The 13,238-nt window shown below is 69.0% G+C and carries 11 protein-coding genes; 9 read left to right on the top strand and 2 right to left on the bottom strand.

The features are described 5' to 3' along the window. Window positions 1-254: 254 nt before the first annotated feature. Both AC1Z3O_RS31565 and AC1Z3O_RS31560 read left to right on the top strand, forming a co-directional pair. Window positions 255-419, top strand: a complete 165-nt coding sequence (locus AC1Z3O_RS31565) for a hypothetical protein (RefSeq protein ID WP_483520735.1) — start codon at window positions 255-257, stop codon at window positions 417-419. Between the two features lie 2 nt (window positions 420-421). Continuing rightward, on the top strand, window positions 422-2,761 hold the full coding sequence (locus AC1Z3O_RS31560; RefSeq protein WP_483520733.1) for a molybdopterin-dependent oxidoreductase: 2,340 nt from the start codon (window positions 422-424) through the stop codon (window positions 2,759-2,761). Window positions 2,762-2,951: 190 nt separating this feature from the next. On the opposite strand, the gene AC1Z3O_RS31555 is transcribed toward AC1Z3O_RS31560, so the two are convergent. Beyond that, window positions 2,952-3,749 (bottom strand): IclR family transcriptional regulator, encoded by a 798-nt coding sequence (locus AC1Z3O_RS31555; RefSeq protein WP_483520731.1) that lies wholly within the window; start codon window positions 3,747-3,749, stop codon window positions 2,952-2,954. Window positions 3,750-3,967: 218 nt separating this feature from the next. On the opposite strand from AC1Z3O_RS31555, the gene AC1Z3O_RS31550 reads away from it, so the two are divergent. The 6 genes from AC1Z3O_RS31550 (at window position 3,968) to AC1Z3O_RS31525 (ending at window position 10,624) form a co-directional block, all read left to right on the top strand. Continuing rightward, complete coding sequence (locus tag AC1Z3O_RS31550; RefSeq protein WP_483520730.1) at window positions 3,968-5,146, top strand: CaiB/BaiF CoA transferase family protein; 1,179 nt, start codon at window positions 3,968-3,970, stop codon at window positions 5,144-5,146. 53 nt (window positions 5,147-5,199) lie between these two features. Beyond that, complete coding sequence (locus tag AC1Z3O_RS31545) at window positions 5,200-5,748, top strand: cysteine dioxygenase family protein (RefSeq protein WP_483522104.1); 549 nt, start codon at window positions 5,200-5,202, stop codon at window positions 5,746-5,748. Between the two features lie 8 nt (window positions 5,749-5,756). Next, the gene (locus AC1Z3O_RS31540) at window positions 5,757-6,521 is read left to right on the top strand and encodes an enoyl-CoA hydratase/isomerase family protein (protein WP_483520729.1); all 765 of its coding nucleotides are present in this window, start codon (window positions 5,757-5,759) and stop codon (window positions 6,519-6,521) included. Window positions 6,522-6,646: 125 nt separating this feature from the next. Continuing rightward, the gene (locus AC1Z3O_RS31535) at window positions 6,647-8,767 is read left to right on the top strand and encodes an acetate--CoA ligase family protein (protein WP_483520727.1); all 2,121 of its coding nucleotides are present in this window, start codon (window positions 6,647-6,649) and stop codon (window positions 8,765-8,767) included. 100 nt (window positions 8,768-8,867) lie between these two features. Continuing rightward, the gene (locus AC1Z3O_RS31530) at window positions 8,868-9,605 is read left to right on the top strand and encodes an enoyl-CoA hydratase/isomerase family protein (protein WP_483520725.1); all 738 of its coding nucleotides are present in this window, start codon (window positions 8,868-8,870) and stop codon (window positions 9,603-9,605) included. 59 nt (window positions 9,606-9,664) lie between these two features. After that, complete coding sequence (locus AC1Z3O_RS31525; protein ID WP_483520723.1) at window positions 9,665-10,624, top strand: Bug family tripartite tricarboxylate transporter substrate binding protein; 960 nt, start codon at window positions 9,665-9,667, stop codon at window positions 10,622-10,624. Window positions 10,625-10,697: 73 nt separating this feature from the next. Here AC1Z3O_RS31525 and AC1Z3O_RS31520 read toward each other — a convergent pair whose 3' ends face one another. After that, the gene (locus AC1Z3O_RS31520) at window positions 10,698-11,249 is read right to left on the bottom strand and encodes a MarR family winged helix-turn-helix transcriptional regulator (protein ID WP_483520721.1); all 552 of its coding nucleotides are present in this window, start codon (window positions 11,247-11,249) and stop codon (window positions 10,698-10,700) included. Between the two features lie 258 nt (window positions 11,250-11,507). Here AC1Z3O_RS31520 and AC1Z3O_RS31515 point away from each other — a divergent pair, with 258 nt between their 5' ends. Next, on the top strand, window positions 11,508-12,926 hold the full coding sequence (locus AC1Z3O_RS31515; RefSeq protein ID WP_483520719.1) for an MATE family efflux transporter: 1,419 nt from the start codon (window positions 11,508-11,510) through the stop codon (window positions 12,924-12,926). The last annotated feature ends 312 nt before the right edge of the window (window positions 12,927-13,238 follow it).

Genomic DNA, 13,238 nt, shown 5'->3' with positions numbered 1-13,238 from the left:
GTCTTTCTCCTTGGTGGTTTGCGGGTGCCCTCGGGGCCTTCCCGGGGCGTGGCGACGCGTGCGCCGGATCGCGGGCAAAAACGCAAGCTTAACGTGTCACGACCGTTTGTGCATGCGGCTGGGCGAATTGCCACCTTGGCGTCGAACGGGTTCCGTAAAATGGAACTGTAGTTATATTTTATGGACCTTTCTATACTCGGCAGCAAACCGGATCCGGCTGCGCGGATACGCAGCCAGGCAGCGAGGAGGAGAGGATGTCGCAAGCTATGGCAGCGGCGGGCGCGGTGGCGCTCGTGATCGGTGGCTCAGTACTGGGGGGCGGCGCGCAGGCCGTCGCCGCCAGCGCCCGTGTGCGGCCTGCGCTGGTACGTCATGGCGGCCACGCGGTGGCCTGTCCCTTCGCTCAAGCCGCCGACTGACCATGCAAAATCACCGCAGCTATACCGCCGCCCATTGGGGCATCTACGAAGTCGAGTACCAGGATGGCCGTGCCGCACGGCTGCAGCCGATCCCGCAGGATCCGCAGCCCTCGCCGATCGGCGCAGCCATGCTGGATGCCTGCCGCGATGCGCGCGTGCGGGTGGCGCGGCCGGCCGTGCGCCGCAGCTGGCTGGAGCACGGGCCCGGTGCGCGCCCTGACTTGCGCGGGCGCGAGCCCTTTGTCGAAGTGGGCTGGGACGAGGCGCTGGACCTGATCGCCAAGGAGCTGCGGCGCGTGATCGACACGCATGGCAATGCAGCCGTGTTCGGCGGCTCCTACGGCTGGTCCAGCGCGGGACGGTTCCACCATGCGCAGAGCCAGATCCATCGTTTCTTGAACGCGCTGGGCGGTTATGTCCGGCATGCCGACTCATACAGCCTGGGGGCGGCACGGGTCCTGATGCCGCATATCGTCGCCCCGATGGACGAGCTGATGACGGTCCATACCTCGTGGGACGTGCTGGAGGCGCACACCGGCCTGTTCGTCAGCTTCGGTGGTGTGCCGGCAAAGAACGCGCAGGTCAGCGCAGGCGGCCCCGGCCAGCACGCCGTGCCGGGCGCGCTGCGCCGGATGGCGGCGGCCGGCACGCGTTTCGTCAACGTCAGCCCGGTGCGCGACGACCTCGATACCGGGGCGGATTTCGAATGGCTGGCGATCCGGCCCAACACGGATACCGCACTGATGCTGGGGCTGGCACACACGCTGCTGGACGAGCGTCTGCACGACACGGCCTTCCTGGATCGCTACTGTGTGGGATTCGAGCGCTTCGCCGGCTACCTGCGCGGCGATGCCGACGGTCAGCCCAAGGATGCCCGCTGGGCCGCGGCCATTACCGGGCTGCCGGCGCCGCGTATCGCGGCGCTCGCGCGCGAGATGGCGGCCAACCGCACTATGCTGAACATCGCCTGGTCGCTGCAGCGTTCCGACCATGGCGAGCAGCCGTTCTGGATGCTGGTGACGCTGGCCGCAATGCTGGGCCAGGTCGGCTTGCCGGGCGGCGGCTTCGGCGTCGGCTACGGCGCGGTCAATATGATCGGCAGCGCCAACCCGCGCTTCTCCGGGCCGACGCTGCCGCAGGGCGAGAACGGCGTGCGCGCCTTCATCCCGGTGGCGCGGCTGGCCGACATGCTGCTGCACCCCGGCCAGCGCTTTTGCTACAACGGCGCCGAGCACGCCTACCCGGACATCCGGCTGGTCTACTGGGCGGGCGGCAATCCGTTCCATCACCACCAGGACCTGAACCGCCTGCTGCAGGCGTGGCGCAAGCCCGAGACCATCATCGTGCACGAGCCGTTCTGGACGCCGGCGGCGAAGCTGGCCGACGTGGTGCTGCCCGCCACCACCACGCTGGAACGCGACGACATCGGCTTTTCCACGCGCGAGCGCTTCATGGTGGCAATGCGCCGTGCGATGCCGCCACTTGGCGAGGCGCGCGACGACTATGCGATCTTCTCCGAACTGGCGCGCCGCCTGGGCGCCGAGCAGCGCTACACCGAGGGGCGCGACGCCGGCCAGTGGCTGCGCAAGATGTACGAAGACGGCTGCGCCCGTGCCCGCGAGGCTGGCGTGCAGCTGCCGGAGTTCGATGCCTTCTGGGCACAGGGCATGATCGACCTGGCGCCGGAACGGGGCGGCGCGGCAGGCACCGGCGCGGTACCGGTCGTCATGCTGGAAGCCTTCCGGCGCGACCCGCAGGCGCACCCGCTGCGCACGCCCTCCGGGCGCATCGAGATCTTCAGCGAGACCATCGCCGGCTTCGGGCTGGAAGACTGCCCCGGCCACCCGTGCTGGATGCCGCCCGTCGAATGGCTGGGCGCGCCCGCGGCGCAGCGCTGGCCCCTACACCTGCTCTCGGACCAACCGGCCACGCGCTTGCACAGCCAGCTCGACCACAGCGCGCACAGCCGCGCCGCCAAGGTGGCGGGACGCGAGCCGGTCATGCTGCATCCGCAGGACGCCGCGGCGCGCGGCATCCGCGCGGGCGATGTGGTGCGCGTGTTCAATGCGCGCGGCGCCTGCCTGGCCGGCGCGGTGTTGAGCGACGGGATCCGCCCCGGCGTGGTCAAGCTCTCCACGGGGGCGTGGTTCGACCCAGGCGTGCGGGACGGTGACGCGGAAAAGCATGGCAATCCCAATGTGCTGACGCTGGACCGCGGCGCTTCGGCGCTGTCGCAGGGGTGTATCGCGCAGACCTGCCTGGTGGAGGTGGAGGCGTATCACGGGGAGGTGCCGGCGGTGACGGCGTTCGAGCCGCCGGTGGTGGTGGCGCGAGCGGAGTGAGGCGGAAGGAGCAAGGGCCTTTGCGGGCCCTTCGCTTGTCGGCTTGTCGTTTCGCTCTTGTCCGGGAGAATCGGACATAGGCCGATGCCCACGAAGCCGAGGCGGGACGGGCGGCCGCCGCCCGAACGTGCGGTGCCTGGCCCTCACCCTACCCGTGGCCGGGGAAGGCGGCCGCAATGGAATCAACCGGCTACCGCAGCACCGACACCATGCTGCGCGTGGCCAGCGCCAGCGCATTGTGCTTGCTGCCACCGCCCATGCTGTCGGTGATCTCGGCAGCGGTGTTCAGCACCAGCTCGGCGAACGGCTTGATCCTGTTCGGCTTGAAGCGCTCCGCCGGACCGGAGAGCCCCACGGCGGCGATCACGTGGCCGTTGCCGTCGGTGATCGGGGCGGCGATGCCGAAGACGGTTTCGCGCCATTCCCCGCGGTTGACCGCGTAGCCCAGCTTGCGCACCTTCTCCATTTCCTGCAGGAAGCGGGCCGGCTCGACGATGCTGTTGGGCGTGGACGGTACCAGCGAGGATGACATGCGCTGCAGCGCGCTCTCGGGCTGGAACGCCAGCATGGCCTTGCCGGTGGCAACGCAGTGGGCGAGAGCGCGGCCGCCGATCTGGGTATAGGCGCGTACGGGATTGGGGCTGTCAATCTTGTGCACATAGACCACCTCGCCGCGATCGAGCACCGACAGGTGCACGCTTTCGCCGCTGGCATGCATGAGCTTGTCCATCCAGGCCTCGGCATGGCGGCGCAGGTCCAGCCGGGACAGCACGGCCGAGCCCAGCTCCCACAGCTTGATCGAGGCGCTGTAGCCATTGCCGCTGGTGTCGCGGATCACATAGTGCATCTCGGTCAGCGCCTGCAGCAGGCGGTGCACGTTGCTCTTGGCCAGGCCCAGCTCGGCGGCGATCTCGGTCAGGCCGAGCGGGCGGTCGCTGTGGGCCAGCAGCTCGATCACGCTCAGGCCCTTGATCAGCGTATTGTTCATGTCGTCATGTCCTGTTTTCACTCACCGCCGCCGCGATGGCGACAGTGTGATGTACGGCACAGGTTCCAAAAGATGGAACGATTGTAGCCTATTTTGGAACGTGAATATAATCGATCGCATCGCGGCCCAGTGGTTCCCCTGGCGCCTCCGCCCGCGCGGCAGGCTTGCTGCGCGGGGGGGCCTGCCTGCCGGGGCCGCCAACGTTTCCGGATGTTCCGATGCACGATCTCAGCGAAAAGGACCTGCCCCTGGCGGGAGTCAGGGTGGTGGAATTCTGCACGGTGGCTGCCGGCCCCTTCTGCGGCATGCTGCTGGCGGACATGGGTGCCGAGGTGGTCAAGGTGGAGGCGCCCGAGGGCGATACGCTGCGCCAGTGGCCGCCGCTGTCGAACGGCTACTCAGAGAACTTCGCTTCGCTCAACCGCAACAAGCACTCGGTCGCGCTCAACCTGAAGGATCCGGCCGACGCCGCCCTGGCGCGGCGCCTGATCCTCGATGCCGATGTGGTGGTGGAGAACAACCGCCCCGGCGTCATGGACCGGTTCGGCCTGGGCTATGCGAGCTTCCGCGATGAGAAGCCGGGCCTCGTCTACTGCTCGGTATCGGCCTACGGCCAGAGCGGCCCGCGCGCGGGGGAGGGCGGGTTCGACCTCACCATCCAGGCCGCGGCCGGCGTGATGAGCGTGACCGGCGAGCCCGACGGGGCGCCGGTCAAGTGCGGGGTGCCCTTGGCGGATTTCTCCTCCGGCCTGTACGCGGCCTTCGCCATCGCCAGCACGCTGGCGCGCGTGCGCGCCGGCGGCGCGGGCGCCCATATCGACGTGCCGATGTATGGCTGCACGCTGGGCATCGCCGCGCTGCAGACCAGTGAATACTTCGGCAACGGCAGGAGTCCGGTCAAGCTCGGCTCCGCGCATCCGCGCAATGCGCCTTACCAGGCGTTCCGCGCCGCCGACGGCTACTTCGCCATTGCCGCCGGCAACCAGAAGCTGTGGCTGGAGGTCGTGCGCGTGGTGGAAATGCCGGAGCTGGCCGAGGACCCGCGTTTCGCCAGCACGAGCGAGCGGGCGCAGAACCAGGCCGCGCTGAAGGACCTGCTGGAAGTCCGCTTCGGCCAGCAGGGCGTGGCGCACTGGATCGACGCCTTCAACGCCGCGGGCGTGCCGCATGCCCGCATCAACGACTACGCCGCCGCGCTGGACGATCCGCAGGTCGAGCACATGGACTGGGTGCGCCCACTGACGCTGCCCGGAGGGCACCGCACCCGTACCTTCGCATCGCCGCTGCGCTTCGACGGCCAGGGCCTGCCGATCCGGCTGGACCCGCCGGCGCTTGGCGAGCACAACGCCATGGTCCGCGCGCGCCACGCGCGTGGCGATACCTCCCAGGGGGAATGATGCACGACAACATCGAACGGCTGCGCGGGTTCGTGGCCACCGTCAGCACGCAGATGGAACGCGCGCAGCGCGAGGGTGTCGGCGAGGCTGCCTTGCTGGCCGCGCTCACCGGGCCGCTGCGCGAACTGGTATCGCATGACGACTGGCTGCCCGAGGCGATGGCCGTGCCGCACCCGGTCTACTACCAGCAACACCTGCTCTACGGCGATCCGCTCGACCGCTTCTCGCTGGTCAGCTTCGTCTGGGGGCCGGGCCAGCAGACACCGGTGCATGACCACACGGTGTGGGGGCTGATCGGCGTGTTGCGCGGTGCCGAGATCGACCAGCGCTTCCGCGCCGCCGACGGCCGCGTGGTGCCCGCTGGCGAGCCGGCGCGCCTGGAGGCGGGCCATGTCGCCGCCGTGTCGCCGACGCTGGGAGACGTGCATCGCGTGCGCAACGCCTTCGACGACCGCGTCTCGATCAGCATTCACCTGTATGGCGGCAATATCGGCCGCATCGACCGCCATGTCTTCGACACGCAGAGCGGGCAGGCCAAGTCCTTCGTCTCAGGCTATTCGAACGCGCTGGTGCCCAATCTGTGGGCGCGGCCGGCCGCATGAGGACCGCGATGCACGAGACCGACCCCGCGGGCAAGCCCTGGCTGCTGCTGGACAAGCAGGGACCGCTGACCCGCCTGACGTTGAACCGGCCCGCACGTGGCAATGCCCTCTCCGCCGGCCTGGTGGCAGCGCTGGCCAGCGCGGTGCAGGCCTGCCACGAAGACGGCACGCGTCTGCTCGCCATCGGCGGCGCGGGCAAGCACTTCTGCACCGGCTTCGACCTCGATGACCTGGAGCAGGAAAGCGACGATTCCCTGCTGGCCCGCTTTGTGCGCGTAGAGCTGCTGCTCCAGGCCGTGCATGCGGCGCCGTTCATCACCGTGGCCCTGGTGCAGGGGCGTGCCGTGGGCGCGGGCGCCGACCTGGTGGCGGCCTGCGCGCGGCGCTGGGCCGCCCCCGGCAGCGGCTTCGCCTTTCCCGGTGCGGGCTTCGGGCTGGTGCTGGGCAGCGAGCGGCTGGCCGCGCTGGTCGGCGTGGCGCGCGCACGCGCATGGATCGGCGGCGGCGCGGCCATCGCTTGCGAGGATGCGTTGAGCGCCGGGCTGGTCGATACGGTCGTGCCGGCCGAAGCGTGCGATGCCGCGCTCGACGCCGAGCTGGCCCGGGCGTGCCGCCTCGATGCCATGACGCAGTCGGCGATCCATGCGGCGACCCTGGGCGGCGCCGGTGGCGCCATGGCGCGCACGGGGCAGCTCGCGGATCTGGTGCATTCGGCGGCGCGCCCGGGACTGAAGGCGCGTATTGCGGCCTATCGCGCGGGACTCAAGCGCTGAGCAGCCTGACGCTGGGCGCGGCGCGGGAAGACGGACGAAATGAAGCGAAAGACCTGGCCGGAGACAAGGCCAGGATCAAGGCAGGGATCAAGGCTGAACAACGCAAAAAAGGACGGAGACAAGAGATGAACCCAGCACAGACTTCGGCGGACAACCTCGCGGCGCTGCTCAATCCGCGCTCGGTGGCGGTGATCGGCGCCTCGGAAGACCAGGGCAAGTTCGGCGGGCGGCTGTACCGCATGCTGCTCAAGCACAAGTTCGACGGCACGGTCTATCCGATCAACCCCGTGCGCGAGACGCTGTTCGGCCTGAAGACGTTCCCGAGCATCGACGCCGTGCCCGAGGCGCCCGACATGGTGATCATGGCCGTGCCGCAGCCCAAGGTGAAGGAGCAGATCGCCGCCTGCGCGGCGCGTGGTGCCCGCGCGGGCATCATCATCACCTCCAAGTTTTCCGATGCCGGCGAGGCCGGCGCGGCGCTGGAGCGCGAGATCGTGCAGATCGCCAACGCAGGCGGCATGCGCCTGATCGGGCCGAACTGCCTGGGCGTGATCAGCCCGGCCAACAAGCTGGTGCTGTGCTCGTCGCCGGCGCTGGAAGTGGACACGCTGATCGAGAGCCCGATCGGCTTCATCAGCCAGAGCGGCGCGCTGATGGCCACCTTGTTCGACCGCGCCTACGACATCGGTATCGGCTTCACGCATTGCGTGTCTGTGGGCAACCAGGCCGACCTGGAGCTGTGCGATTTCGTCGAGTTCCTGATCGCCGACGCGCGCACCCGCGTGATCTGCACCTATATCGAGGGCATCAAGTCGCCCGAGCGCTTCGTCCAGCTCGCGCGCCGCGCGCGTGCGGCCGGCAAGCCCTGGCTGGCAGTGAAAGCCGGCAAGACCGCGGACGGCAGCCGCGCCGCCTTTTCCCATACCGCCAGCCTGGCGGGCGACCATGCCAGCCTGGAGGCGATCTGCCGGCGCGAGAACGTGGTGCTGATGGATGACCCCGCCGCGATGCTGGTGCTGGCTGCCGCCATGGCGCGCTATCCGGACAGCAAGGTGGACCGCGCGGTCATCGTCACCACTTCCGGCGGCGGCGGCGCGCTCAGCGCCGACCGGCTGGCGGAAGCCAGCATTCCGCTGGCGCGCTTCTCCGAGAGCACGCAGCAGGCGCTCTCCGTCTTCTATTCCGATGGCCAGGCCGGCAATCCGATCGACCTCGGCGGCCGGCGCCACGAGGAAGCCGCCGAGGCGGTGGACGTGGGCGTGCGGACTACTGAGATCGCGATGGCCGATCCGCAGGCGGACCTGGGCCTGATCGTCATGACGACGGCGCCGGCCCTGGCCGATGTGACGGTGCAGCTTGCGCGCGGCGGTGCGCCCGCCGGCAAGCCGCTGCTGTTCGTGATGCAGCCCGGCAAGGCGGCCAACGCCGCGCGCGCCGGCCTGCTTGCCGAGTGCGTGCCGTTCACCAACAGCCTGGGCGAGGCGGTGGAGGCGATCACCGCCTGGCGGCGCTGGTCGGCCTGGCGGGCCGAGCCGGCGGCGCAGCCGGTGGCCGGCATGGCGGTGCCCGAGGGCGCACCACCGGTTCGCGGCGCGCTCGATGAGTTCGAATCCAAGGCGCTGCTGGGTGCCGCGGGCATCCCCGTCAATCGCGGCGAGGTGTTTGCCGACATCGACGCGGCCGTGGCCGGCAGCGCCGGCATTGGTTTCCCGCTCGTGGCCAAGGTGGTGTCGCCCGACATCGTGCACAAATCCGACGTCGGTGGCGTGCTGCTGGGCGTGACCGATGCCCAGACGTTGCGCGCGGGATTGCAGGCCATGCGTGAACGCATGGCCGTGCAGGTGCCGCAGGCGCGCATCCTGGGTTTCTACCTGCAGTCACAGGAGGCGGGCGAACTGGAGCTGCTGGTCGGCGCGCGGCGCGATCCGCAGTTCGGCGCGCAGGTGGTGGTGGGCAGCGGCGGCATCCTGGTCGAACTGCTGCAGGACATCGCGGTACTGCCTGCGCCGCTGTCGCACGAGAGCGCGCTGGCGGCGCTGGCGCGGCTGCGCGTCGCGCCCCTGCTGAAGGCCTGGCGGGGCCGCGCGGCGCTGGACGTCGACGCGGTGGCCGACGTCATCGTGCGCATGGGCTGGCTCGCGCACGCGCTGCGCGGGCAGGACTTCGAGATCGAGGTGAACCCGCTGAAGGTGCGCGTGGCCGGCGCGGGCTGCGTGGCGGTGGATGCGCGCGCGCGCATCGGCTAGCAGTGCGGCATTCCGCCGGCACAGAACGGACGGCCAGCCGCATCCATCGCAACGGGGCGGCGGGCCGGCAAAGATGAAGATCCACATGGAGGCAGAAAACATGAGCGTCGTAACGATCGAGCAGCACGGCAAGGTCACGCTGTTTACGCTGAACCGGCCCGAGAAACGAAACGTCATCTGCAAGGAGACCGCCGAGCTGCTGCAGCAGGGGTTCCGCGAGTTCCACGCCTCGGAACAGCGTGTGGCGGTGATCACCGGTGCCGGCAACGAGGCCTTTTCCGCCGGCGCCGACGTCACCAACCTGCCGGAACTGTGGCGCTGCATTCCGGGGTCGGGCTTCGTCACGGATAAGCCCATCATCGCCGCGACCGCCGGCTGGGTCGTGGGCGGCGCGATGGTGCTGCACATGATGTGCGACCTGGCGATAGCGGCCGACAACACGCGCTTTTCCTACCCCGAGGCGCGGCTCGGCTTTACCGGCGGCATGATCGCCGGGCTGGCCGCGCGCGTGCCGCACAAGGTCGCGATGGAACTGATGATGCTGGGCCGCACGATGGATGCCCAGCGCGCCCGCGAAGTGGGCCTGGTCAATGACGTGGTGCCGGTCGGCCAGCAGGTGGAGGCGGCGCTGAAGATGGCCGACGAGCTGTCGCGCTCAGCGCCGCTGGTGCTGGCCACGCTCAAGCGCTTCGTCGCCCAGACCGTGATGCCGAAGGGCCCGTCGGAACTGATGGCCGACGCGATGCGCGAACTGAGCGTTGTGCGCGAGAGCGAGGACATCGAGGAAGGCATGCGCGCATTCCGCGAGAAGCGCAGCGCGCATTACCAGGGACGATAGGCACAGCGACGACAACGGCAGCGGCGCCGGCGCGCGCCGCACGGAGGAGACAAGAAAAGATGAAGCGAACCCTCAGCAGGCTGGCCGCAACCGGCCTTGCGCTGGCCATCGGCTGCGCCTCGGCATTGGCGGCGGACTACAAGGGCCCGGTGCGCCTGGTGGTGCCGTATCCGGCCGGCGGCAACGCCGACACCCTCGCGCGCCTGTTCGCCGAGCGCATGAACCGCGAGCTCGATACGACCTTCGTGGTGGAGAACAAGGCCGGGGCCGGCGGTACCATCGGCGCGCAGGCAGTCGCCAATGCGCCGGCCGACGGCAGCACGCTGCTGCTGGCGCCGACCGCCGTGCATGTGATCACACCGCATCTGCGGCCGGTACCATACGACCCGCTCAAGGACTTCGCGCCGGTGGCCAAGCTGTCGTCGTCGATCGGCATCGTCACCGCGCGGCGCGACCTGCCGGCCAAGGACATGCGGGAGTTCATCGCGTACGCCAAGGCGCACGAGGGCAAGGTGTCCTACGGCTCGGCGGGCCTGGCCACGATCACTCACCTGCAGGGCGAGGTGGTCAGCCTCAAGACCGGCGTGAAGATGCTGCATGTGCCCTACAAGGGCTCGGCGGAAGCGATGAACGATCTGCTGGCCGGACGCATCGATGTGATCTACGACAGCGTGGCCCTGCCGCAGGTCAAGGCCGGCAGGCTCAAGGCGCTGGCGGTGACCGGGATCGAGCGGCATCCCGAGCTGCCCGACGTGCCGACGCTGCACGAGCAGAAGTTGGACCTGGCCTTGCCGAGCTGGTTCGCGCTCTACGCCCCGCGCGGCACGCCGCCCGCGGTGGTCGAGCGCTACGCGGCCGCGGCGGGACGCGTGATGTCGGCCCCCGACATGAAAGGCCTGCTGATTCGCTTCAGCCAGTATCCCTCGTTCCAGGGCACGGCCGAGTTCAGCCGGCAGCTCGTGCAGGACGATGCCTTCTACACGCAACTGATCCGCACGGGCAATATCAAGCTGGAATGAGGCGCGATCGCGCCAGCCGCGGCGCGATCCGTGTTGCCGGCATGCAGTGGCGCGCTGGGTTGCAGGCTGGCGCTCATTCTCCGGCGTCGCCGGCTGCCGTATCGTCGCCGGCGTCGAGCGCCAGGCTGGCCAGCCAGCGCCGTACCACGGCCTCTTCCTCGGGCGAGAGCGAAGCGCGCAGCCGCTGCTCGTTCACCATCACGCGCTCGCGGCAGCGCGCCAGCAACGCCTCGCCTGTGGCGGTCAGCGAGATCGTCTGGATGCGCCCGTGCACCGGGTGCGGTCGGCGTGCGATGGCGCCGGCCCTTTCGAGATTGCCCACGATGACGCTGACGGTCTGCGGCGTCAGCAGCGCCAGCCGCGCGACGTCCGCGCCGGACAGGCCCGGGTAGGCTCCGGCCATGGTCAATACCACGAATTGCGGCGGCGTGACGCCGAGGTCGGCAAGCGCGCGCTCCATGCGCAGGCGGTTGCCGGCGCTCGCCTGGCGCAGCAGGTAGCCCAGGTGGCCGGCTTCGCCGCGCTTGCCTTCGCCCGCACGTGGCAGCATGCGGTCAGCGAGCGGCGCCGCGCCGGCAGCGGCGGCACCGACGATGTTGCGGGAACCCTTGCTGGCGCTGCGCATGATCGGATGGGGGGCGGTTGTTCGTGGACTGACATTATCGCAGCTATCGTCCGCTCCGGGCTGACCGGTGTGATGGTGGGACGGCGTAATGGCGAGAAGCCATGGCGGACGCCCCGAAAAGGCGGGGGCGCTTGCCAGGAACATGGCAATGGCACGATCATGGTGAGTCCGCTGCGCACTCGGCGGCCCGTCTTCTGCCATCAGCTCTGCCATCCGCTCCGCCATCAGCGCTTCGCCCATCACTCCCCGCCAATGCCCATGAAGAACAAGGCGCAACTGACCACCGGCCCCATCGCGCGCACCCTGCTGTTGTTTTCGCTTCCCGTGCTGGGCAGCAACATCCTGCAATCGCTCAATGCGTCGATCAACTCGATCTGGGTCGGCCACTTCCTGGGCGAGGCGGCGCTGACCGCCACCTCCAACGCCAACATCATCCTGTTCTTCCTGCTTGGCGTGGTGTTCGGCATCAGCATGGCCAACACGATCCTGATCGGCCAGGCGGTCGGCGCGCGCGATATCGCACAGGCGCGCAGGGTGGTCGGCACCAGCACCACCTTCTTCGTGCTGATGTCGGTGGTAGCAGCCGTGCTGGGCTACGTCTGGACACCCGACATCCTGCATGCGATGCACACGCCGCCCGATGCCGCGCCGCTCGCCGTCGTCTACCTGCGCATCATCTTCATCGCGCTGCCCTTCATGTACTTCTACAACTTTGTGATGATGACGCTGCGCGGCGCCGGCGATTCGCGCACGCCGTTCTGGTTCATGCTGTTGTCGGTGGTGCTCGACGTGGCGCTCAACCCTCTGCTGATCTTTGGCGCGGGCCCGATCCCGGGGCTCGGCATCGCGGGCTCGGCGCTTGCGACGCTGATCGCCCAGCTCACCAGCCTGGCGGCGATGCTGGCGCTGCTGCACCGGCGCCGCCATTTTCTCTGGCTGCCCCGAGGGCAGCGTTCGCTGCTGTGGCCGGACCTCTCCATCCTGCGCGCACTGGTGGCCAAGGGCCTGCCGATGGGCATGCAGATGGTGGTGATCTCCTCATCGGCCATCGTGATGATGTCGCTGGTGAACCGCCATGGCTCGCAGACCACGGCCGCCTACGGTGTGGCCTCGCAACTCTGGACCTATGTGCAGATGCCCGCACTGGCCGTGGGGGCGAGCGTGTCCTCGATGGTGGCGCAGAATGTGGGCGCCGGGCTCTGGCACCGCGTCAACAGCATCACGCGCACCGGCTTGGCCTTCAACCTGGCGATGACGGGCGCGCTGGTGACGCTGATCTATGTCTTCAACCGGCATGCACTGGGCTTGTTCCTGCCAGGCGATGGCGAGGCCATCGGCATTGCGCAGCATATCAACGCGGTCGTGCTGTGGTCCTTCATCCTGTTCGGCTTCACGATCGTACTGTTCGGCACGGTGCGCGCGACGGGCGCCGTGATGGCACCGCTGGTGATTCTCTTCGTGTCGATGTGGCTGGTGCGCCTGCCGTTCGCAAGCCTGCTCACCGCGCGCTTCGGTGCTGGCGCGATCTGGTGGAGCTTCCCCGTCGGCTCGCTCGTCTCCGTGGCGCTGGCGAGCCTCTACTATCTGCGCGGTACCTGGCGCGCCAGCCATATGCTGCCAGCGCATGTCCCGCGCCAGGCACCCGGAGAGGCGCTGCCGGACCGCGCCGCGCAATAGCGCAAGGCGAGGCGCGTTCACGTGCGCGGCGCATCGCACGTCCGCTCCGTTCCTTTCCACTACCTTGCCGTTTCCCCCGCGTCGTGGGCGATGACGTCCTGCATCCATGCCGCGGCTTCGTTTGAAAGCTGTTCGTAAGGATTGGCCGATAAGCGTTCCGTTCCCGTGATGACAGGCGAGTCGCTGCTCGATGTCCTCAAGAGAAGACAAAACGCGCATCTTGTCGCGAACTTGCCTCCAGTAGCGCTGCTTGCCGCACTTTTATGCGCTGAGGCGGCGTGCAAGCGGCGTATCGGTAAATACCCCTAATTC

This window comes from Cupriavidus sp. 09_S30 (assembly GCF_056930435.1).
This window is presented reverse-complemented; position numbering and strand designations above follow the sequence as displayed.

Excerpts from the sequence above, each read along its gene's own strand:
- AC1Z3O_RS31565 (WP_483520735.1), top strand. The coding sequence starts at position 255 with ATGTCGCAAGCTATGGCAGCGGCGGGCGCGGTGGCGCTCGTGATCGGT.
- AC1Z3O_RS31560 (WP_483520733.1), top strand. The coding sequence starts at position 422 with ATGCAAAATCACCGCAGCTATACCGCCGCCCATTGGGGCATCTACGAA.
- AC1Z3O_RS31555 (WP_483520731.1), bottom strand. The coding sequence starts at position 3,749 with ATGAACAATACGCTGATCAAGGGCCTGAGCGTGATCGAGCTGCTGGCC.
- AC1Z3O_RS31550 (WP_483520730.1), top strand. The coding sequence starts at position 3,968 with ATGCACGATCTCAGCGAAAAGGACCTGCCCCTGGCGGGAGTCAGGGTG.
- AC1Z3O_RS31545 (WP_483522104.1), top strand. The coding sequence starts at position 5,200 with ATGGAACGCGCGCAGCGCGAGGGTGTCGGCGAGGCTGCCTTGCTGGCC.
- AC1Z3O_RS31540 (WP_483520729.1), top strand. The coding sequence starts at position 5,757 with ATGCACGAGACCGACCCCGCGGGCAAGCCCTGGCTGCTGCTGGACAAG.
- AC1Z3O_RS31535 (WP_483520727.1), top strand. The coding sequence starts at position 6,647 with ATGAACCCAGCACAGACTTCGGCGGACAACCTCGCGGCGCTGCTCAAT.
- AC1Z3O_RS31530 (WP_483520725.1), top strand. The coding sequence starts at position 8,868 with ATGAGCGTCGTAACGATCGAGCAGCACGGCAAGGTCACGCTGTTTACG.
- AC1Z3O_RS31525 (WP_483520723.1), top strand. The coding sequence starts at position 9,665 with ATGAAGCGAACCCTCAGCAGGCTGGCCGCAACCGGCCTTGCGCTGGCC.
- AC1Z3O_RS31520 (WP_483520721.1), bottom strand. The coding sequence starts at position 11,249 with ATGCGCAGCGCCAGCAAGGGTTCCCGCAACATCGTCGGTGCCGCCGCT.
- AC1Z3O_RS31515 (WP_483520719.1), top strand. The coding sequence starts at position 11,508 with ATGAAGAACAAGGCGCAACTGACCACCGGCCCCATCGCGCGCACCCTG.